The 19,463-nt window shown below is 68.6% G+C and carries 17 protein-coding genes; 9 read left to right on the top strand and 8 right to left on the bottom strand.

What is annotated here, in order from left to right; all coding sequences use genetic code 11:
- Positions 1 to 77: 77 nt before the first annotated feature.
- The 3 genes from treF to AC6EI8_RS02360 form a co-directional block, all read right to left on the bottom strand.
- Positions 78 to 1,859, bottom strand: a complete 1,782-nt coding sequence (gene treF, locus AC6EI8_RS02370; protein WP_498381179.1) for an alpha,alpha-trehalase TreF — start codon at positions 1,857 to 1,859, stop codon at positions 78 to 80.
- The gene (locus AC6EI8_RS02365; RefSeq protein ID WP_498381178.1) at positions 1,846 to 2,613 is read right to left on the bottom strand and encodes an SDR family NAD(P)-dependent oxidoreductase; all 768 of its coding nucleotides are present in this window, start codon (positions 2,611 to 2,613) and stop codon (positions 1,846 to 1,848) included. Before AC6EI8_RS02365 ends, treF begins: the two co-directional genes overlap by 14 nt.
- A gap of 175 nt (positions 2,614 to 2,788) precedes the next feature.
- Positions 2,789 to 4,057, bottom strand: a complete 1,269-nt coding sequence (locus AC6EI8_RS02360) for a Bcr/CflA family efflux MFS transporter (RefSeq protein ID WP_265633844.1) — start codon at positions 4,055 to 4,057, stop codon at positions 2,789 to 2,791.
- A gap of 154 nt (positions 4,058 to 4,211) precedes the next feature.
- Here AC6EI8_RS02360 and AC6EI8_RS02355 point away from each other — a divergent pair, with 154 nt between their 5' ends.
- Entirely contained in the window at positions 4,212 to 4,787 is a 576-nt protein-coding gene (locus AC6EI8_RS02355; RefSeq protein WP_498381177.1) for a TetR/AcrR family transcriptional regulator, read from the top strand.
- Between the two features lie 24 nt (positions 4,788 to 4,811).
- Here the strand turns inward: AC6EI8_RS02355 and AC6EI8_RS02350 are convergent, their stop codons facing one another.
- Complete coding sequence (locus AC6EI8_RS02350; RefSeq protein ID WP_498381176.1) at positions 4,812 to 6,233, bottom strand: SGNH/GDSL hydrolase family protein; 1,422 nt, start codon at positions 6,231 to 6,233, stop codon at positions 4,812 to 4,814.
- Between the two features lie 206 nt (positions 6,234 to 6,439).
- Between AC6EI8_RS02350 and AC6EI8_RS02345 the strand changes: the two genes are divergently transcribed.
- The gene (locus AC6EI8_RS02345; protein WP_498381175.1) at positions 6,440 to 7,345 is read left to right on the top strand and encodes a LysR family transcriptional regulator; all 906 of its coding nucleotides are present in this window, start codon (positions 6,440 to 6,442) and stop codon (positions 7,343 to 7,345) included.
- A gap of 45 nt (positions 7,346 to 7,390) precedes the next feature.
- Here the strand turns inward: AC6EI8_RS02345 and AC6EI8_RS02340 are convergent, their stop codons facing one another.
- A complete protein-coding gene (locus AC6EI8_RS02340; protein WP_498381174.1) occupies positions 7,391 to 8,284 on the bottom strand; it encodes a LysR family transcriptional regulator in 894 nt (297 codons plus the stop codon).
- A gap of 91 nt (positions 8,285 to 8,375) precedes the next feature.
- Between AC6EI8_RS02340 and AC6EI8_RS02335 the strand changes: the two genes are divergently transcribed.
- On the top strand, positions 8,376 to 9,233 hold the full coding sequence (locus AC6EI8_RS02335) for an NAD(P)H-dependent oxidoreductase (protein WP_498381173.1): 858 nt from the start codon (positions 8,376 to 8,378) through the stop codon (positions 9,231 to 9,233).
- A gap of 69 nt (positions 9,234 to 9,302) precedes the next feature.
- On the opposite strand, the gene AC6EI8_RS02330 is transcribed toward AC6EI8_RS02335, so the two are convergent.
- Positions 9,303 to 11,777, bottom strand: coding sequence for a penicillin acylase family protein (locus AC6EI8_RS02330; RefSeq protein ID WP_498381172.1), 2,475 nt, complete (start codon positions 11,775 to 11,777; stop codon positions 9,303 to 9,305).
- A 349-nt stretch (positions 11,778 to 12,126) separates the two neighbouring features.
- Here AC6EI8_RS02330 and AC6EI8_RS02325 point away from each other — a divergent pair, with 349 nt between their 5' ends.
- Positions 12,127 to 12,267 carry a hypothetical protein gene (locus AC6EI8_RS02325; protein WP_226105854.1) on the top strand — a complete coding sequence of 47 codons (141 nt, stop codon included), beginning with the start codon at positions 12,127 to 12,129 and terminating at the stop codon, positions 12,265 to 12,267.
- Between the two features lie 54 nt (positions 12,268 to 12,321).
- On the opposite strand, the gene AC6EI8_RS02320 is transcribed toward AC6EI8_RS02325, so the two are convergent.
- Positions 12,322 to 13,140 (bottom strand): metal-dependent hydrolase, encoded by an 819-nt coding sequence (locus AC6EI8_RS02320; protein WP_498381171.1) that lies wholly within the window; start codon positions 13,138 to 13,140, stop codon positions 12,322 to 12,324.
- A gap of 283 nt (positions 13,141 to 13,423) precedes the next feature.
- On the opposite strand from AC6EI8_RS02320, the gene AC6EI8_RS02315 reads away from it, so the two are divergent.
- The 3 genes from AC6EI8_RS02315 to AC6EI8_RS02305 are packed head-to-tail and all read left to right on the top strand — an operon-like array spanning position 13,424 to position 16,463.
- On the top strand, positions 13,424 to 14,032 hold the full coding sequence (locus tag AC6EI8_RS02315) for a TetR/AcrR family transcriptional regulator (protein WP_498381170.1): 609 nt from the start codon (positions 13,424 to 13,426) through the stop codon (positions 14,030 to 14,032).
- 14 nt (positions 14,033 to 14,046) lie between these two features.
- Positions 14,047 to 15,573 (top strand): tetratricopeptide repeat protein, encoded by a 1,527-nt coding sequence (locus AC6EI8_RS02310; protein WP_498381169.1) that lies wholly within the window; start codon positions 14,047 to 14,049, stop codon positions 15,571 to 15,573.
- Between the two features lie 29 nt (positions 15,574 to 15,602).
- Entirely contained in the window at positions 15,603 to 16,463 is an 861-nt protein-coding gene (locus tag AC6EI8_RS02305) for an alpha/beta hydrolase (RefSeq protein ID WP_498381168.1), read from the top strand.
- A 7-nt stretch (positions 16,464 to 16,470) separates the two neighbouring features.
- Here the strand turns inward: AC6EI8_RS02305 and AC6EI8_RS02300 are convergent, their stop codons facing one another.
- Positions 16,471 to 17,706 (bottom strand): YbfB/YjiJ family MFS transporter, encoded by a 1,236-nt coding sequence (locus tag AC6EI8_RS02300; RefSeq protein WP_150083844.1) that lies wholly within the window; start codon positions 17,704 to 17,706, stop codon positions 16,471 to 16,473.
- Positions 17,707 to 17,889: 183 nt separating this feature from the next.
- On the opposite strand from AC6EI8_RS02300, the gene AC6EI8_RS02295 reads away from it, so the two are divergent.
- The gene (locus tag AC6EI8_RS02295; protein ID WP_149316048.1) at positions 17,890 to 18,483 is read left to right on the top strand and encodes a TetR/AcrR family transcriptional regulator; all 594 of its coding nucleotides are present in this window, start codon (positions 17,890 to 17,892) and stop codon (positions 18,481 to 18,483) included.
- A gap of 171 nt (positions 18,484 to 18,654) precedes the next feature.
- Entirely contained in the window at positions 18,655 to 19,452 is a 798-nt protein-coding gene (locus AC6EI8_RS02290; protein ID WP_498381167.1) for an SDR family oxidoreductase, read from the top strand.
- Positions 19,453 to 19,463: the final 11 nt, after the last annotated feature.

Below are 19,463 nucleotides of genomic sequence, written 5' to 3'. Positions count from 1 at the left end.
AGTAAAGATTGCAGCGGACTTGGCAGCGAAATTCCGCGCGCATTCAGTGCCGCCCTGCGTTGCCGCGCCGGCTGGCGCTACGCCTCGCCGCCGTCCACGCCCGCTCGCGTCCCCGCCGCCGGATGCTCCGGATAGTGCTGCAGCAGCATCGCCACCACGCCGTTGGTCCAGCCGAAGCCGTCCTGCAGCGGATATTCGCCGCCGCCGCCGCCAAGCGCATGGCGGCCTTTGCGGCGCAGCCGGTACTTCTCGACGAGCTTGTATTCGCGCCGATAGAGGCCGGCGACGGTGGACAGCCAACGGTCGGCGATCTCGTGCGCCAGCGCCTCGTCGCCATGGCGGCGCAGGCCCTGGATTGCCAGCCACTGCAGCGGTGCCCAGCCGTTCGGCTGGTCCCACTGCTCCCCCGATCGCACGCAGGTCGTGGCCAGTCCCCCTTCGGCGAGCAGTCGCGCCCGCAGCGTGGCGCCGATGGCGGCCGCCTGTTCATCCGATGCCAGCCCGACGAACAGCGGCATCACGGTGGCCGCGGTCAGGCACTGCCGGCGGGCGCCGCGATGCCAGTCGTAGTCGACGAAGGCGCCCAGTTCCGGATGCCACAGATGCCGCTCGATGGCTTCGCGCCGTGCGTGCGCCATCGCGGCATAGCGGGCCGCGCCAGCGGCATCGCCGGCGCGTTCGCACAGCGTCGCCAGGCGCGTCTCGGCATGCCACAGCAGCGCGTTGAGGTCGATCGGCAGGATCGCGGTGGTGCGGATCGTCGACAGCGATGCCGGCGTGCCGGGCGCCGACTCGTCGAGCCAGCGCGAGCTGAAGTCCCAGCCCGATTCCGCGGCGGCGCGCAGATCGCGAAAGACAAGGTGGGCCGGTCGGTCGCCGCGGTGCGCGGTGACGACGTCCTCGAGAAACGATTCCTCGCGCGGCCGCGCATGGTCGTCCCAGTAGCGGTTCAGCAGGCTGCCGTCCGGCAGCCGCACCGCGCGCCGATGCGCGGTGCCGGGGCACAATCGTTCGGCGCCGTCCATCCAGAACGCGTGTTCGGTGCGCAGATGCGGCAGGTACGCATGCGGTGGTTCCACGCCCTGCGCCTCGAACAGTTCCGTCATCAGCGTAAACACCGGCGGCTGCGAACGGCTCAGGTAGTAGCTGCGCGTGCCGTTGGGCACCAGCCCGTAGCTGTCGAGCAGATAGGCGAAGTTGTCCGCCATCCCCCGCACCAAATCGTGGCGGCCGCTGGCCTCGAGGCCCAGCATCGTGAAATACGAATCCCAGTAATACAGCTCGCCGAAGCGGCCGCCGGGCACGACATAGGGGTGAGGCAGCGGCAGCAGCGAGCACCACGGCGGATGGTCGATCGGATCGCGCGTCAGCACCGGCCACAGGCTGTCGATATGTTCGCGCAGGGATTGGTCGGGGTTGGAGACGTAGTGGCTGTCCGGCACGGTGCTGCGCGCAAAATGCTCGGCGACGAAGGCCTCCAGCGAAAAGCCGGGAAGATCGCGCTGCCGTTGGTACCGGGACAGGATCTCTTCGGGCGGGGCGAGGGGCAGGCAATCGGGAAAGGTCTTGCTGTCGGCGAAGATGCCGCTGGCCTGCACGCGGACGAACAACTCGCCATAGCGTTCGGCCGGGGACAGCGCATCGGCATGCGCGCATCCCTCGAGCCGGTGCGGCGGCGGGCAGGGCAGCCGGGTGACCGCCGGCTCCCGGCTGGCGGCTTCCGCGGCGGGATGGACGCCCTTGGCGACAGCCTGCGCATTGGGCCCGTCCGGCGCGGCCGGCGTGACGGGCGGGACGGCATGCGCCGTGCCGGAGGGACTGTCCTGCGCCGCGCGGATCGCGTCTCTATTGCTCCGCATAGTTCCACAGCAGCCCGCCGTCGATCACCAGCGTGGCCCCCGTGATGTAGTCCGCGTCGGCGCTGCAGAGGAAGGCGGCCAGCCCCGCCACGTCGCCCGGCCCGCCCAGCCGGCCCAGCGGAATATTGGCCAGCAGCGCGCGCAGCTGGTCGGGGCGTTGCTGCAAGCCCTTGTTGATCGGGGTCTGGATCGCCCCCGGCGCGATGTTGTTGACGGTGATGCCGAGCGGCGCCAGCTCGATCGCGAGGTTGCGCATCAGCATGCGCAGTCCGCCCTTGCTGACGCAGTAGCTGGTGAAGTTGGGAAAGGGCAGGTCCTCGTGCACCGAGCTGATATTGATGATCTTGCCGCCGCGGCCCTGCTGCCGGCAATGCTGCACGAATTGCTGCGACAGGAAGAACGGGCCCTTCAGGTTGACGTTCAGCACGCGGTCGTAGTCTTCCTCGGTGACCTCGCCGAACGTGGCACGGATCTCGATGCCGGCGTTGTTGATCAGCGCGTCGATCGAACCGGCGGCAGCGGTGGCCTCGCGGAACAGGCGCTCGACCTCGCCCACGCCGGCGACATCGCCTTGCACCGGCCATGCCTGCACGCCGGCCTCGCGGATCTGCTTGCACACCTGTTCGGAGCGTTCGTCGAGCCGATGCACCGCGACCACCACGTTGGCGCCTTCGCTTGCCAGCCGCAGCGCGATGCCGCGGCCGATGCCGGAGGCGGCGCCGGTCACCAGCACAGTCTTGCCTTGCAGTCTCATCTGCGCACCTCTTGACGGTGAGGCCGCCGAAACGGAAGCGGCCGATCCTGCGGGACAGGTATGCCGGTGTGAGTCGGTGCGCCGGCGTGAAGTTCCGGCCCGCTCGGGCAAGGATGGGACTGGCTGAGACCGGCTGAGCCTGGCGGAAAATGGCTGAGAAAGGCCTCAGGCGGTGCTATTGCCCGGCTTTCACCGGGCTGCGGGTTTGCAGGAACAGCAGCAGACCGAGGACCGAGGCCGTTGCAATGACCATGCCGAGCAGGCGTGCCGGGGCGTCGGAGGGCAAGGACGCCAGCGCGGTACCCAGCGCGGCGCAGAACATCTGCAGGAAACCCAGCAACGCCGAGGCGGCACCGGCTTCGCGGCCGAAGGGCTGCAGCGTCATCGCGGTGGCCAGCGGATTGACCAGCCCCATGCCGAACAGGAATACCGCGATCCCGCCGACGAAGCCCGCCAGCGATGTCCCCGGCACGGCCATCAGCGCGGCGCCGCCGGCGGCCGCGATCACGATGCCGGACAAGGCCACCGCCCGCAGGCCACGGGCCTTGGCGAGCCGCGGCGCCAGAAAGCCGGCCGCAAACACGACGAACACCGTGATGGCGAAGAACAGCCCCAGCGCCAGCGAAGACAAGCCGAGCTTGCCCATCAGCACGCGCGGCGCGGCGGCGAAGAAGGTGAAGGTGTTGCCGGTCATCAGGCCCACCGCGCCCGCCGACAGGATGAAGCGGCGGTCGGCCAGCAGCGCGAGATAGCCACGCAGGACCTTGCCCATCGACACCGCCTGGCGGCGATCGGGTGCGTGGGTCTCGCCGGTCGAAAGCCGGTAGTGGAGCGCCAATGCCGCGCCCGCCACTGCCAGCGCGACAAAGGCCGAGCGCCAGCCGAGCCAGCTGTCGAGCGCGCTGCCGATCAAGGGCGAGAAGCCCGGCGCGGCGGCCATCGCCACCATCGTCAAGGCGAGCGCGCGCGCCAGCGCGGCGCCATCGAACAGGTCGCGCGCGATCGCCCGGGACAGGACCGAGGCCGCGCAGACGCCGAAGGCCTGCACCACGCGGCCGGCGATCAGCATGCCCAGCGTATCGGCGGCGGCACAGATCAGGCTGCCGGCGATAAAGACGGCCAGGCCGCCGAGCACCAGGGGCTGGCGTCCCCAGCGGTCGGACAGCGGACCGGCGACCAGCTGGCCGATCGCGAAGGCCAGGAAGAAGCTGCTGAGCGCGGCCCCCAGTTCGGCCACCGGCACGCCGAGGCTGGCGCCCATCGCGGGGAAGGCCGGCAGGATGATGTTGGTGGCCAGCGCGCCCAGCGCGGCGAGGCCGCCGAGCATCGCCAGCGTGCTGCCGGTCAGCGTGCGGGTGGTGGGAGCGGTAGGAGTGGCGGGGCTGGCGGCGGTCGCGGCGGCGTTGGCAGCGGTGATGGCGTTGGCGCCCGCGTCGGCTGGCATGTTCTGCATCCTGTTTCTCCCGGCACGCTGGTCAGCGGCGTCGGCAAGTGGTTATGATGGTGATCGCAATCTAAATGCGTTTTAGATTTAGATCAACATCTATTTTTGGGCGGAGCGCCGAAGCGGCGACCGCGCCATATGACAGGAGAGCAAGATGCGGGTCAGTCGCGCACAGGCCGAGGAGAACCGCCGGCGGGTCGTCGAGACATCGAGCCGGCTGTTTCGCGAGCATGGTTTCGACGGCATCGGCATTGCCGACCTGATGAAGGCGGCGGGCCTGACGCAGGGCGGCTTCTACAAGCAGTTCACCTCGAAGGAGGAGCTCGCGCGCGAGGCCAGCGAGCAGGCGCTGGAGGAAAACCTGGCGTTCTGGCAGCGGATGCGCGAGCAGGGCGGCGAGCAGGCCTTCGCCGCCTTCGTCGAGCGCTATCTGTCGGCGACGCACCGTGATGCGGCGGACCGCGGCTGCCTGCTCGCCGCGTGCAGCGGCCATACGCGCCATCGCGCGCAACCGGTGCGGGCCGTGTTCTCGAAGGCGGTCGAGGACTATGCCGGCCTGCTGATCGAGATGAAGCGGCAGGCGGGCGTGGAGATGTCGCGGCCCGAGGCGCTGGCCGTGCTGTCGCAGATCGTCGGCGCGCTGATGCTGTCGCGCGCGGTCGACGAGCCGGCGCTGTCCGACGAGATCCTGCAGGCGGCGGTGGCGAGGTTGACCGACGATCGCCGATAGATTGCGCGGCGCCGGCAACGCCGTTCAGTCGGTCGCGGCGCTTGGTGCGACCGCTGCGCCCACGGCGACCCCGGCGACCCCGGCGACCTCGGCAACCTCGGCAACCTCGGCAACCTCGGCGACCCCGGCGACCCCGGCGACCCCGGCGACCCCGGCGACCGCAGCTGCGGCGACTTCCGCCATTCGTCGATAGCCCGCATCGCCCGGATGCAGATGGTCGCCGCTGTCGTAGCGCGGCAGCATTGCCTCCGGGCGTGCCGGGTCGCGCAGCGCCGCATCGAAATCCGCGACGGCATCGAATTCGCCGCTGTCGCGTATCCACGCATTGATGGCTTGCCGCAGCGCTTCTTTCCGCGGCGGCGCGTCGTAGCCGCGGATCGGCGTGCCGGCCAGCGCGCCGGCGAACGGCGTGATGGTGGCGCCGATCACGCGAATGCCCCGTTCGTGCGCGCGGCGGATCAGCGCGCGATAGCCCTCGATCATGGCGGCGGGGTCCGGTAGCGGCGTCCGCGCGGCGAAGGTCGAGCCTGGCCAGCCGATGTCGTTGATGCCGATGGCGACGATGACCGCGCGCACGCCCGTCCGGCCGAGAACGTCGCGCTCGAAGCGCGCCAGCGCGGATTCGCCCATGCCGTCACGCAACAGCTGGCCGCCCGAGATGCCGGCATTGAGCACCGCCAGGCCCTGCGGCGCGAGCCGTGCGGCGAGGCCATCGGGCCAGCGGCGATTGGCGTCGACCGTCGAGCCATTGCCTTCGGTGATCGAATCGCCGATCGCGACCACGGCCCCCGCGCCGTGACTCGCCTCTACCTCGATGGCGGCGAGGAGCAGCCTGCCGCTGAAGGACGTTGCATCCGGCAGCGTGGCATCGCGCGTGGCGTCGCCCGGTGCCAGCCACGCGGTCTGCCGGCCATCCCAATGAAAACCGCCGGGCCGGATGGGCTTCGGCAGATGCAGGCTGACCGCGAGTTCGCTCAGCGGCGGCAGTGCAAGCTCGATGGCGTCGCTCGTCACGGTGGCACCGGCCGGGATCGTGATCGACGGACTGCCGCCGAAGGTCGCGGCGCGATCGGATGTTGCACCGATGCCGTCGCGCCCGGTGGCAAGGGCAAGCCGCGCCGCGCCGATCGTCACCGGCTCGCGTCCGTATCGGTTCGACAGCACCAGGCGTGCACGCGCGCCGCCGACGCTGATCCTTGCGATCTGGCGCAGCGTCTGGTTGTCGAGCCGTGCCGGCACGCCGGTCGGCAGCGGCAGTTCGCCGACCTGCCACATCGGCTGCTCGCTGGCGGTCCAGGTCGGCAGCCAGTGGGCCGTGGGCGTTTCGGTGGCGAACGCGGCAAGCGCCGCGGTGCCGAGCGCGATGGCGGCGCAGGTGCGCAGCCAGCGTTGGCGGAGGGCATGGGGAAAGGCACGGGGAAGGGCATGAGCAAATGAGGTCGGCATGGTTCGAATCGTCCTGTGGAAGCCCGGCCGCAAGCCGGTACAGGCGCCAAGCTACGGTATGCCGACATCTTGCAGAAGATGGCAGAATGGCATGTCGGTCATTCGATATTGGAATGAGCGACCCACGATCCGTTACCCGCAACCCGCAACCCGCAACCCGCAACCCGCTACGCGCGTTGCGGCTCAACCCTGTCAGGAACTCCTTCATGGACACCATTCGCGCAATGCAGACCTTCGTCCGGGCCGTCGAACTGGGCAGCCTGTCGGCCGTCGCGCGCGAACAGCAGGCGTCGCAGCCCACCATCAGCAAGGTGGTGGCAGCTCTGGAGAAGCAGCTCGGCGTACGGCTGCTCGAGCGCAGCACCACCAGCCTGTCCCCGACCGAGGCCGGGCGCCGTTTCTACGAGCGTGCGCGGCGCGTGCTGGAGGAATTCGGCGAGGCCGTCGGCGATGCGCAGGGGCAGGCCGAGCGTCCGTCCGGACTGGTCCGCCTGAGCGCGCCGGTCAGCTTCGGCGTGCTGCGCCTGAACGCGCTGGTGCTGGCGTTCCAGCAGCGCTATCCCGAGGTGGAGGTCGAACTGCTGTTCGACGACCGCTATGTCGACCTGGTGGCCGAGGGCGTCGATCTGGCGCTGCGGCTCGGGGCGCAACTGCCGCCCAATGTGGTCGCGCGGCGCATCGCCGTGTCGCCACGCATGCTGGTCGCGAGCCCCACGCTGATGGCGCGGCACAAGCGCGTCCGCCATCCCGCGGACCTGGCGTCGGTGCCCATGCTGCGTTTCACGTGGCTGGCCGGTGGCGACGCGATCGTGATGGAAGGGCCGAACGGCCCGGCCACGATCGAGGCGCCCTGCCGTTATCGCGTCAACAACTCGCTGGCGATGCGCGAGGGCTTTGTCGACGGCGCCGGCTTCGGACTGACGCCGGCCTGGCTGGTGCAGGATCTGGTGGACGACGGCACGCTGGTGCGCGTGCTGCCACGCTGGCATGGCAGCGCGCAGGACGCCTTCCTGGTCTATCCGAGCCGCCGCTATCAGCCGGCCCGCGTGCGCGTGTTGATGGACTTCCTTGCCGAGCGCATGCCCTTGCTGCCCGGTATGCAGACGGTGTAAGGCTGCCCGCGCAAGCTGCCCGGGCAAGGCTGCCCGGGCCGGGGACTACACCGATGCCACGATGGTGTCGCGCAGCCAGCGATGCGCGGGGTCGCGATGGACGCGCTCGTGCCACAGCATCGACATCTCGTAGCCCGGTATCTCGATCGGGGCTTCGACCACCTTCACGCCGGCGGCATCGCGCACCAGGCGCGACGGCAGCATCGCGACCAGATCGGTGCTGGCCAGCACCGACAGCACGAACAGGAAATGCGGCACCGACAGCACGACCCGGCGCGACAGACCGCGTGCGGCCAGCGCCTCGTCGGTCGGCCCATGAAAACCGCCGCCATCGGGCGACACGATCACGTGTTCGAGCCTGCAGAACTGTGCCGGCGTCGGCTTGCGCTTCAGACCCGGGTGGCCGGCGCGGCCGACCAGCACGTAGCGCTCGGCAAACAGCGGCCGGCGATGCAGCCCCTGCGGCGCGCCCTCGGTCGTATGGAAAGCCAGATCGATCTCTCCCTGTTCGGCCTGCCGCGCCAGCAGCGACGGCACCGCTTGCACGACCGCGAGGCGGGTGCCGGGGGCCATCGCGCGCAGGCCGTGCAGCAGCGGCAGCACGATCGTCGACTCGGCGTAGTCGAAAGCGGCGATGCGCCAGGTGTCGGTCGCCAGCGCCGGATCGAACGGACCCTGCGGAGATACCGCCCGCTGCAGCGCCTCGAGGGCTTCGCGCAACGGTTCGCGCAGCGCCTCGGCACGGGCGGTTGGCCGCATGCCGCGCGGGCCCGGCAGCAGCAGCGGGTCGCCCAGCGTCTCGCGCAGCTTGGCCAGCTGCACGCTGACCGAGGGCTGCGACAGATGCAGCCGCTCGGCCGCACGCGTGACATTGCGCTCCGCGAGCAGGGCGTCGAGCGTGATCAGCAGGTTCAGATCCAGCCGTCCGAAATTGTTCATGACAATACCTGGGATTTCAGAAATTCATTTCCAATATAGCGGACGCGACCCTAAGCTGGCCTCCTCTTGGAATGGGCAATGGAGGCTCACGATGAATGTTCTTCTGGTCTATGCGCATCCCGAACCGCGCTCGCTGAACGGGGCGATCCGCGACTTTGCCGTCCAGCGGCTGAACGCGGCCGGTCATACGGTGCAGGTATCCGATCTCTACGCGATGCAGTGGAAGGCCACGCTCGACGCCGCGGACAACCTCGACCATCGGGCCGGCGAGCGCTTCGATGCCTCGCTCGACTCGAAACACGCCTTCGAACATGGCAGGCAAAGCGAGGACATCGCCACCGAGCAGCGCAAGCTGCTGTGGGCCGATGCGGTGATCCTGCAGTTTCCGCTGTGGTGGTTCTCGATGCCGGCAATCCTGAAGGGCTGGGTGGAACGGGTCTATGCCTACGGGTTTGCCTATGGCGTGGGCGAACACTCGGATGCGCGCTGGGGCGACCGCTACGGTGAGGGCACGCTGGCCGGCAAGCGGGCGATGCTGGTCGTCACCGCGGGCGGATGGGAGTCGCATTACAGCCCGCGCGGCATCAACGGGCCCATCGACGACATCCTGTTCCCGATCCAGCACGGGATCCTGCATTACCCCGGCTTCGATGTGTTGCCGCCCTACGTGGTCTACCGGACCGGCCGCGTCGATGCGGCGCGCTTTGCCACCATCCGGGAGGAACTCGGCCAGCGGCTGGATCGGCTGGACACGACGCCGCCGATTCCGTTCCGCCGGCAGAACGGCGGGGACTATGCGATTCCGCAGCTGACCTTGCGGGATGACCTGGCACCGGGCCGGACGGGGTTTGGGGTGCATGTCTCGCCAGTGCCTGCGGAGTCGCCGTCGCTGTCGCTGTGGCCCTCGCAGGAAGCCGTCGCGCTGCCGTCCCTGCAGGCGGTGGGCTAAAAAAACGGGCGTGCACAAGGCACGCCCGCTTGCCGCATCTTCGACGTCAATCGATGCGGTGGTGACGCCTTACCGCGGCGTCAGCTCGATCCGCTTCTCCGCGGCACGTTCGACCGCCTTGCGCGAATACACCAGCGGGAACGTCTGCCCCTTCGCCCAGATAGGTGCGAGATCCCGATAGTGCGGATTGCCGGGATCGCCCGATTGGCCCGGGGTATTGACGACGCGCCCCTGATCCCAGTTGCCGACGTCCAGCACCATGCGGAACGACGCGCCCGCGGTCAGGTGATAGTCGCTGTTGCGGTAGCTGGTGTTCATCGGCGTGAAGGCGGACCCGCCGATGCCGCCCGCATCGACGTTGTACTGGGCGCGCGTCGCGTCGTCGACGATGTTGGCGAGCGGATGGCGGAAGATCGCGCGATGCAGCGTGCCCCAGGTCGCCAGTTTTTCCGGCGAGGGTGAACGCCGCTCGAGCTCGGCCATCGCGGCCTTCAGCGAGGTCAGCATGACTTCGTCGCGCTGCGCCGTCGGCATCCACGTGTCCGGCTGTTCCAGCACCGCCAGCACGCGCGCCGCATCGCCGGCGCCGACCAGCTTGGCCGCGTCCTCGGGCAGCGCGGCGCGCACCACCGCCTGCCGCAGATGGTTGCTGAACCAGATCTCGAACAGCGCGGCCGGCACGCTGTCGGCGCGCACATTGCCGTCCCAGCCGCGCAGCAGCGCGACCGCGCGCTGCACCTGCGGGTCCTGCAGCAGCGATGCCGCGGCACCGGCATTGCCGACGGTGCGCATCACGGCCAGCGTGCGCTGCGCGGGCAGCGACACGGTGTCGTTCTGCCAGGCGATCGAATCGCGCAGCGAGCTGACCGGCGCGGCGGCGACCAGGCTCTTGAGCCGGCGCGCGCGCGAGCTGTCGCTCCATTCGTAGCCGACGCCGAGCTTCGCGGCCGGATGATCCGGCGGAATATTGTTCTCGTTGGCCGTGACGATATGGCCGGTGGATGGGTTGTAGGCCCACGGCAGCTCGTCCATGTTGCGGTAGCCGGCCCACTCGTAGCGGCCGTCGCCCGGTACCGGGAACAGGCCGTCCCAGTTGGGGCGGATCACCGTCAGGCCGCCCGGAATCCAGCCGATATTGCCGTTGCGGTCGGCATAGACCTGGTTTTCGCCCGGCGCGCCCCAGCGGTTCATCGCCGCGCGGAACTGGTCCCAGTTGGTCGCGCGCATGTAGTCCATCGAGCCGAAGTAGGGCGCCATGCCGGTATCGAGCCAGGCCGCGCGCAGCGCCCAGGCGCGATGGCTGGCGTCGTCGGCATGCAGCACCGGACCGTGGCGCGTGAAGTCGATCGTCACCGTGCGCGGCTCGGCCTCGCCGCGGACCGTGATCTTCTCGGTGATGGTCTCCATCGGCTCCCAGCGTCCGCGATAGCGGTAGGACTTGGGCTGCGCGGGATCGGTCTCGTAGACGTACAGGTCTTCCTGGTCCATGTAGAAGCGCGTCAGGCCGAAGGCGATGGTGCCGTTGTGGCCGATCGAGATGCCGGGCAGGAAGGGCTCGCCGGCGCCGATCACCGACAGGCCGGGCGCGTTCAGATGCGAGACATAACGCAGGCTGGGCGCGCCGTGCGCCCGGTGCGGGTCGTTGGCGAGGATGGGGCGGCCCGTGGACGTGCGGCTGCCGGCGATCACCCAGTTGTTCGATCCCAGGCTGCGGCCGGTGTCGCTGTTCGCGTCGACGGCGGCGTAGAGCTGGTCCACCGGCACCGCATCGGCGCTCGCCTTTTGCCAGGCTTCCTTGGGGAAATTCGCCGCGGCGGTGGCCAGCGTATAGGCCTTCTTCAGCGCGGCGGCGGGCACGGCGCATGGATCCAGTCCCTCGGGCAGCGTCGGCGTGATCGGCGGATCGAGCTCGCGCCGCAGCCAGTCCGCGCGCGCAGCCTGCTCCTTGGCCTGGCAGTACAGCGTGGCGCGGTCGACCTCGCCGGTGAAATTCAGGGTCAGGCCGTGGTGGCGGATGCGGACGATGTCCTCGGCGCGCCAGCGCGAGGGCTTGTAGCCAAGCTGCTTGAACTCGCGCGGCAGCAGTTCGGGCTGCGCCTCGGTCAGCGCCACGTAGGCGTTGACGCCGGCGACGAAGGCCTCGGCCACGCGCTTGGCGTCGGAACCGTAGGCCAGCCATTCGCGATACATGTCGCCGCGGTACAGCACGGCCCGCGCCATGCGGTCGCCGTCGACATAGGCCGGACCGAAGTCCCTGGCCATCTCGCCGAGCCCGCGCTTGCGCCACAGGTCGATCTGCCAGAGCCGATCGCGCGCGGCGATGAAGCCTTGCGCGTAGAAGGCGTCGTACAGCGTGCCGGCGTAGATATGCGGCACGCCCCAGCGATCGATCAGGATGCTGGCCGGCTTCTCCAGGCCGGGGGCGGCATAACGGTCGGTGGGCGGCGCTGCCGACGCGGTGCCTGCCAGCACGGGAAGGGCAGCGGCGACGAGGGCGAGGTGGCGGAGCAGGGTGGCGGCGGGCCGCCGGCGGACGATGCGCATCGGGTCTCCTTGCTTTGTTGGTCTTGGTGGAGCGCGTGCCGGAGGCTGGCTCAGCGGAATCCGGCCACCGAAGCATAGCCGAGCGGGCGGCGGGATGGGGAAGGTGTGCACGGTGATCGCACGGATCGCGGGTGCGAAGGGGGGCGGGCGACGGCGCTTGCGGCGGGGCGTGCGGCGGGGCTTGCGACGGGGCGTGCGACGGGCGGGCGTCGGGCACGCAGGTCAAGGCGGCCATGCCGTTGTCAAAATTGCACGCGCCCGGGGCATGGCGCGCTGCACCGGGCGAGGCTGTCGCACTCGGCACGATCCGTGCGTCACCCGGTTATATCAAGCCCTTCGAGTCACCGCCATGCCGAGAAAAGATGAGTACGGTACCAACGCCGAGGCCGCCCGCGCATCGACCCGCGGCCGCCACCTGATCGCACGCCCGATGCTGTGGGTGTTTATCGCGATCGTGCTGATCGGGCTGCTGGTGTTGTCGTACTGGTAATCGGGTAAGAATCGGGAAGGGCGGCCGTCGGCGCGCGGTCTGCTCGTGCCGCCTTCAGGCGCCGACCGGCACGTACTTGTCCCGGTGGGCCTCAAGCCATTGCGCCGAAGCGCTGGCGTCGTGATCGGTCGGATGGAAGTCGCGCCGGAAGTAATCGCGCCACGCGCCGAACGTCTGGCGGATCAGGCCGCGCTTGCCGAGCAGGAATCGCGCCGCACCGGCCCAGGTCCGCCATTGCCACAGCGTGCCGTCGCGGCGCAGATTGTCGATGGTCTGGCGCAGCGCATCGCCGAGGAAGGTGATGCTGATGCGGCGGAACCAGGTAATGCGCCATGCGTGGGAGCCGCCCAGCGCCTGGTACAGGTCGAAGGCGGTGTTGCGATGCTCGGTTTCCTCGGCGCTGTGCCACAGCCATAGCGTCGCCAGGCGCGGATCCTGCTCGCCGAGCATGTCTGCGTTGCGCAGCATCCAGTCGGCGAAGATCGCGGTGAAGTGTTCGAACGCCGCCGTGATCGCCAGCGGGTGGCGCGGGTCCACCCCTTCCAGCTGCATCAGCCGTTCCTTCGATCGGACCTCCCACGCGTTGACCAGCCCCTGCCTGCGCAGATGCTCGTTGTAGAGGCCGTGCAGGCGGCGATGCGTGGCCTCCTGGCCGACGAAACCCTGCACCTCGGCGCGGAACCGGTCCTGCTGTTCGGGCGGCAGGGCCTTCAGGCCATTGCGCACCGCATCGATAAAGAATTGCTCGCCGACCGGAAAGCTCATCGACAGCGCATTCAGAAAGGCGGTGCGGAACGGATCGCCCGCGCACCAATGCCGCGGGATCGGCGCTTCCATATCGACGAGCAGGCGGCGAACGACGAGATGCGTCACGGTGGTCTCCCGGGTGCGTGGGTCTGGTACTGCGGAGTACCGATCATGATGGCGCGGCCCCGGTACTGTCAAGTACCATGGCGGCGGATAACGAACGTCCCGCGACGAGCGCCCCCCGAAGAGCGCCGCCCGAAGGGCGACCCCCGAAGAGCGACCTCCGAAGAGCGACCGGCGACGAGCTTCCCACGACGAGCGACCCACGACGAGCGACCCACGACGAGCGACCCACGACGCGCGACCCACGACGAGCGACCCACGACGAGCGACCCACGACGAGCCGCCCATGCACGCACCCGCGATCCTGACCGCCGGCACCGCGCCGGACCGCAGCGAACACCGACGCCGCCTGCTCGAAGGCATGGCCGGCGCCGTCGCGCGCAAAGGCTATGGGGAGGTCACCATCGCCGATATCGTCGCCGAGGCCAACGTCTCGCGCCGGACCTTCTACGAGCATTTCGATTCCAAGGCCGATTGCCTGATGGCGTTGTACGTCAGCGCCAGCCGGCATGCGCTGCAGGTGCTGCGCGACGCGATCGACCCGCGCCAGCCGTGGACCGCACAGGTCGAAGGCGCGATGCGCGCCTACCTCGGCTATATGGCGGGCAACCCCGCGCTGCTGCGCACGCTGTTCATCGAGATCCTGAGCCTCGGCGGCCCCGGCCTGGCGGTACGCCGGCAGATCCACCGCGAACTGGCCGAATTCATCCAGCGCACCGTCGGCACGGACCAGCGGCGCCGGCAGCGCCTGCCCTACGAGAGCGCACTGGCCCTGGTGGGCGCGGTGCACGAACTGATGCTCGAGCGCATCGAGGGAGCAGGGCCGGCGCGGCTGGAGGCCTTGGTGCCGACGGTCTGCGATCTGGTGCGCCGGATCGTCGGGGAGCCTGTTTGATGCACCCATCGCCCATGGAGCCAATCGACTCGAATACGGATACCGTGAATGGCGGCGGAAGTGGCGACATTGCGGCTGTCAGGGACTGTTATCTGTCGGGACGAATTGCCGACGCGCTTCACGCCGCGCAAACGCTTCTGGATCGGCACCCCGATCACGCCGAATTGCTGAACCTGGCGGGCGTTTGCTACATGGCGCTTGGCGATGACAAGGCCGCCGAGGCGGCGCTGCGCCGTGGTAGCCAGGCGGCGCCCGAGTCCGCTGATATCAGCAACAATCTCGGCGTGCTGTATCGCAAGATGGGGCGGCAAGACGAGGCAGAGCGGTGGTTCCGGCGCGCTGTCGCCACGGCACCGCGTCATGGGCAGGCACTGCTCAATCTTGGCCTGCAGCTGCGATCGGCCAGGCGCCTCGACGAGGCCCGGCACGCGATATCGCAAGCGATCGAGATGGCGCCCGACAACCATCAGGCCTGGAATGTCCTTGGACTGGTGCTGAAGGATCTACGCCGCATCGACGAAGCAGACGTCGCGCATCGGCGGGCACTGGCACTGGATCCGCACAATGCCTCGTACCGGCTCAACCTTGGCAACCTGCTGCTTTACCGGAACAATTGGCCAGAAGGGCTTCCGCTATTCGAGGCTCGTTGCGAGGCAGGTTTGCAAGGGGCATTCTCCAGCTCGCCCGAAGTACCGTTTCCGCAGTGGCGAGGGGAGTCGCTGGCGGGGGCATCCCTGCTGATCTGGCCCGAGCAAGGCTACGGCGATCAGATTCAGCTGGTGCGCTATGTCAGGAAGATCAAGGAATCCGGTGCCAGGCACGTTACGCTGGTGTGTGATGCCGCGACCCTGGCGTTGTTCTCTTCGATGCCCGAAGTCGACGCACTGGTTCCGCGCGAACGATTCAATCCGTCCGCCTGCCCGCGGCATGATTTCTGGACCTATATCTGGAGCATCCCGCTCAATCTGAAAAGCGGGCCCGGGTCGATTCCATCGGAGTTGCCATATCTGTTCGCGCCCGCGACGGCGGCATCGAAATGGGAGCGCTTCTTTCCAAAGAGGCGCCTTCGTGTGGGACTGGTATGGAGAGGGAATCCCAGGAACGAGAACGACCATGTCAGGTCTCTGCCGAGCCTGAGGACGCTCGAGCCACTATGGGGAATCGGCGGTGTCACCTTCGTCAGCCTGCAGAAGGAGGCTGACGGAGACCAGCTGCGGTCGGAGATCGGTGACCGCTTCATCCTGAACCTGGGAAATCGGGCGGCCGACTTTGCCGACATGGCCGGTATCATTTCCCGGCTGGATCTGGTCGTGGGAGTCGATACGGCCGTGGTGCATCTGGCCGCGGCGCTTGGCAAGCCCACCTGGATACTGCTTGCCAACGTTGCAACCGATTGGCGCTGGACGTGCGAAGGACCGACATCGATCTGGTATCCGGGCGCCGTCAGGCTCTTTCGGCAGGAGGTGGGCGACACCGACTGGTCCGGCGTCGTCGCGCTTGTCGCTGATGCCTTGTCCGCGGTTCGGAAAGCGAAACCGTGACTGGAACAACAATACGGAGGTTTCGCTCCATGCCCGTGTTTCGCAACCTGGATCAGGAATCGCTGGACAAGCAGTACAACAACCGGGCCGCGGTGCCCGAGCACCCGGCCATCCTGGCGCGGTGGGCGGCGGATGCCGCGGCCTTCCGGCAGGCGCATGCGGTCGAGGAAACCCTCGCCTATGGCAGCGATCCGAAGCAGACGCTGGACTATTTCCCCGCCGGGGGACCGGGCCGGCCGCTGCTGATCTTCATTCACGGCGGCTATTGGCAGGCCCTGGACAAGTCCGATTCGAGCCATCTGGCCGCCCCGTATCTCGCGCGCGGCATCGACGTGGCGATGCTGAACTACCGGCTCGCACCGGACGCGACGATGGCCGAGATCGTGCGCGACAACCGCAGTGCCGTGGTGTGGTTGCACCGGAACGCGCGCGTGCTGGGCTTCGATGCCAATCGCATCTTCGTCTCCGGCCATTCGGCGGGAGGCCAGCTGGTCGGCATGCTGGCCGGCACACGGTGGGAGGATTTGGGCCTGCCGGCGGACGTGCTCAAGGGCGGCTGCTCGATCAGCGGGCTCTACGACCTGGAGCCGATCCGGCTGTGCTATCTCAACAAGGTGGTGGGGCTGACGGAGGCGGACGTCGCCGCCTACAGCCCGATGCACCATCCGCCCACCACCACGCTGCCGATGATCCTGACCGTCGGTGGCGACGAATCGGCGGAGTATCACCGCCAGCAGGCCGAATACGCCGCGCTGCTCCGGCAACGCGGCGTGCCCGTCAGCATCGTCGTGCAGGCGCACGGCCACCATTTCGACGCGCTGGAGCCCCTCGGCGATGCCCAAAGCGAGCTGGCGGCGGCCGTGCTGGCGATGACCGCGGCGACAGCGTAAGCGGCGGTCAGGAGCGGGCCATCCGCGCATCCCTCGCCCTGGCCGGGAAGCAGAGGTCCGCCAGCAATGCCACCACGAGCAGCGCCGCGGCGGTCAGGAACAGCAGCCGGTGCGATCCCCCGCTCGCGTTGAACAGCGCGGAATAGGCGTAGCCCGCGACCGCCATCGCCGCCGCCGACAGGATGCTGGCGCGGCTCCAGGCGATGTTCTGCCGTGGCGCATGCTCGGGCACGAGCTCGTGCACGCGTGCCAGCGCCAACGGCACCATGCCGGGCGCGAAGGTGCCGATGACAACGGTCAGGGCGCCCAGCACCAGCAGATTGTCGGTGATGTAGACCGCTGCCAGCACGATCGCCAGCACCAGCGAGACCAGCCGGATGCTCGGGCTGGCGCCGAGGCGATCGGCGAGGAAGCCGTACAGCGGCGGCCCGGCGATGGCGCCCAGTCCGTAGATCGCCCAGAACACCGAGCCCAGATGCGTTCCCGCGCCCAGGCCGCGGGCGATGAAGTCCACCAGAAACACCATCGGCGCCACGGCCGCCGTGGCCATCAGCGCGTACTGCAGGTACAGCATCCAGACGGCGCCGCCGAAATGCGCCTTCGCGGATGGCGGGGCTTTGGCCGCCGCCGGGTGGGGATGATCCAGTTGCCGCGGCGGCCAGGCAAACCAGCTGGCGGCGGTCAGCAGCGCCGACAGAATGCCCAGGCCGATCCAGGTCTGGGCCAGGCCCAGTTCCAGCAGCAGCGGAATCAGCGTGCCCGATCCCGCAATGCCAAGCCCCAGCCCGAGAAAGATCGCCCCGCCCGCGGCGCCTTTGCGCGCCGGCGGCACGTGCGGCAGGATGGTGCCGGCTACCAGCACCATGACCACACCGCCCGCCATGCCGGACATGAAGCGCCACGAGAAATACCAGCCGAACGACAGCGGCACGGCGCAGGCGAGGAAGGCGGCGGTGATCCACACCATCATCAGCCGCAGCGTGCGTTCGTTGCCCAGGCGCGCGCCGACGGCGCGGCCGATCAACGCGCCGCAGACATAGCCGGCCAGATTGGCGGCGCCCAGATAGATCACGCTGGAGGCCGGGAACCAGTGCGCCTGGATCAGTTCGGGAATCAGCGGCGTGAAGGCGAAACGCGCCAGTCCGATGCTGTCGAGGCTGGCGCACAGGCCGGCAAAGATATAGCGCCAGACCAGCGCGCGGTCCAGCTGTGCCGGCGTGAAGGTGGGGGATGGCTTGGTCATTCGTTCGGTTGTTGAGGGAGGGCGGAGGGAGGCCAACGTCCACCGACAACGCGGTGGACGTGTCATGTTTGACACTCATGTCATGTTTGACAAAATAGTCAAGATTGACGGATGTGTCAATCATGCGCTTAAATGGCTGCATGTCTTCAGGGGCATTTGACGCCCCGGCATTCGGAGAAACAGATGGCTGGCGTTCGCCAATTCGATGAAAGCCTCGCGCTGGACAAGGCGCTGGCGCTGTTCTGGCAGAAGGGCTATGCGGCGACCTCGATGCAGGAGCTGGCCGAGGCCACCGGGGTGCAGCGCGGCTCCCTGTACAACGCCTACGGCGACAAGGAGACGCTGTTCCTGCGCGTGTTCGACGTCTATCGCGAGCGCTTCGTTAGCCAGATGCGCGAGGCGCTGGACAAGCCCAGGCTGCGCGACGCGCTGCGCAGCTTCTTCGGCTGTGTGATTGTTTCGATGACCACTTCGATGGGCAGCGGGATGCCGACCCGCGGCTGCCTCAGCACCAAGACCGCGGTGGGCACCGAAGATCTGGACGGGCCGCTGCGCACGGCCCTGAGGGCCTTGCTCGACGATATCGAGCAGGTGCTGTTCGAGCGCTTGTCACGCGAAGGCGAACCGTCGCAGCTCGCGCTGCCGCCGCGGCAGGCGGCCCGGCTGATCGTCACCTTCACGCGGGGGCTGGTGGTGGTCGAACGGGTCTATCAGGACGAGAAGCGCTTGCGCGCGGCGGCGGACAATCTGGTCGCGGTGCTGCTTGGCGCTGCATAGCGGGTCAGCCGAATCGACGCGCCAGCCCCATTGCGAAGGCGGCACCATTGTTCAAGACCGGCCAACAGTCCTGCCAATGCCGGGGCGATGATCTTTTTGGCGCCGCCGCGCATAGTTCTCCCATGTCGCAAGCATTCCCTTCTTTCCGCGACCTTCCAACGGAGAACTGACATGAGCACCGACGAACGCACCAGCCACCGCACCAACGAAGGCACCAACGAAGGCACCAACGACCGCACCGCAAGCCGGGTCGCCATCGTGACCGGCGCCTCGCGCGGCATCGGCGCCGCGATCGCGCAGCGCCTGGCCCGCGACGGCTTCACCGTCGTCATCAACTATGCCGGCAGCGCCCGCGAGGCGGAGGCGCTGGCCGGGCAGATCGAGCAGGAGGGCGGGCGCGCCATCACCGCGCAGGCCGACGTCTGCGACAGCGCCGCGGTCCGGCGCATGTTCGACGCGGCGGAGACCGCCTTCGGCGGCGTCGATGTGCTGGTCAATAACGCCGGCGTCATGCGTCTGGCCACGCTGGCCGACAGCGACGACGCCCTGTTCGACAGCCAGGTCGCCATCAACCTGAAGGGCACCTTCAACACGCTGCGCGAGGCGTCGCGGCGCCTGCGCAACGGCGGGCGGATCATCAATCTGTCGTCGAGCGTGGTTGGCCTGTATCAGCCCACCTACGGAATCTATGCGGCCACCAAGGCCGGCGTCGAAGCGATGACGCACGTGCTGACCAAGGAATTGCGCGGCCGCAATATCACCGTCAACACGGTGGCGCCCGGTCCCACCGCGACCGCGCTGTTCCTCGACGGCAAGCCGCAGGAGCTCATCGAGCGGCTGGCCAAGCTGGCGCCGCTCGAGCGGCTTGGCCAGCCCGAGGACATCGCCAATGCGGTGGCCTTCCTGGCCGGTCCCGATGGCGCGTGGATCAACGGGCAGACGCTGCGCGCGAACGGCGGCGTGATCTGATGCGCGACGAT

It is taken from the genome of Cupriavidus sp. R6-3 (assembly GCF_059772245.1).
The sequence above is the reverse complement of the archived record's forward strand: the minus strand, read 5'-3'. Positions and strand labels throughout refer to the sequence as shown.

What these genes read in the sequence shown, in the direction of transcription:
- treF (WP_498381179.1), bottom strand. Translation starts at nt 1,859, where the DNA reads ATGCGGAGCAATAGAGACGCGATCCGCGCGGCGCAGGACAGTCCCTCC.
- AC6EI8_RS02340 (WP_498381174.1), bottom strand. Translation starts at nt 8,284, where the DNA reads ATGAACAATTTCGGACGGCTGGATCTGAACCTGCTGATCACGCTCGAC.
- AC6EI8_RS02330 (WP_498381172.1), bottom strand. Translation starts at nt 11,777, where the DNA reads ATGCGCATCGTCCGCCGGCGGCCCGCCGCCACCCTGCTCCGCCACCTC.
- AC6EI8_RS02305 (WP_498381168.1), top strand. Translation starts at nt 15,603, where the DNA reads ATGCCCGTGTTTCGCAACCTGGATCAGGAATCGCTGGACAAGCAGTAC.
- AC6EI8_RS02355 (WP_498381177.1), top strand. Translation starts at nt 4,212, where the DNA reads ATGCGGGTCAGTCGCGCACAGGCCGAGGAGAACCGCCGGCGGGTCGTC.
- AC6EI8_RS02315 (WP_498381170.1), top strand. Translation starts at nt 13,424, where the DNA reads ATGCACGCACCCGCGATCCTGACCGCCGGCACCGCGCCGGACCGCAGC.
- AC6EI8_RS02335 (WP_498381173.1), top strand. Translation starts at nt 8,376, where the DNA reads ATGAATGTTCTTCTGGTCTATGCGCATCCCGAACCGCGCTCGCTGAAC.
- AC6EI8_RS02350 (WP_498381176.1), bottom strand. Translation starts at nt 6,233, where the DNA reads ATGCCGACCTCATTTGCTCATGCCCTTCCCCGTGCCTTTCCCCATGCC.
- AC6EI8_RS02360 (WP_265633844.1), bottom strand. Translation starts at nt 4,057, where the DNA reads ATGCCAGCCGACGCGGGCGCCAACGCCATCACCGCTGCCAACGCCGCC.
- AC6EI8_RS02295 (WP_149316048.1), top strand. Translation starts at nt 17,890, where the DNA reads ATGGCTGGCGTTCGCCAATTCGATGAAAGCCTCGCGCTGGACAAGGCG.
- AC6EI8_RS02310 (WP_498381169.1), top strand. Translation starts at nt 14,047, where the DNA reads ATGGAGCCAATCGACTCGAATACGGATACCGTGAATGGCGGCGGAAGT.
- AC6EI8_RS02290 (WP_498381167.1), top strand. Translation starts at nt 18,655, where the DNA reads ATGAGCACCGACGAACGCACCAGCCACCGCACCAACGAAGGCACCAAC.
- AC6EI8_RS02345 (WP_498381175.1), top strand. Translation starts at nt 6,440, where the DNA reads ATGGACACCATTCGCGCAATGCAGACCTTCGTCCGGGCCGTCGAACTG.
- AC6EI8_RS02300 (WP_150083844.1), bottom strand. Translation starts at nt 17,706, where the DNA reads ATGACCAAGCCATCCCCCACCTTCACGCCGGCACAGCTGGACCGCGCG.
- AC6EI8_RS02325 (WP_226105854.1), top strand. Translation starts at nt 12,127, where the DNA reads ATGCCGAGAAAAGATGAGTACGGTACCAACGCCGAGGCCGCCCGCGCA.
- AC6EI8_RS02365 (WP_498381178.1), bottom strand. Translation starts at nt 2,613, where the DNA reads ATGAGACTGCAAGGCAAGACTGTGCTGGTGACCGGCGCCGCCTCCGGC.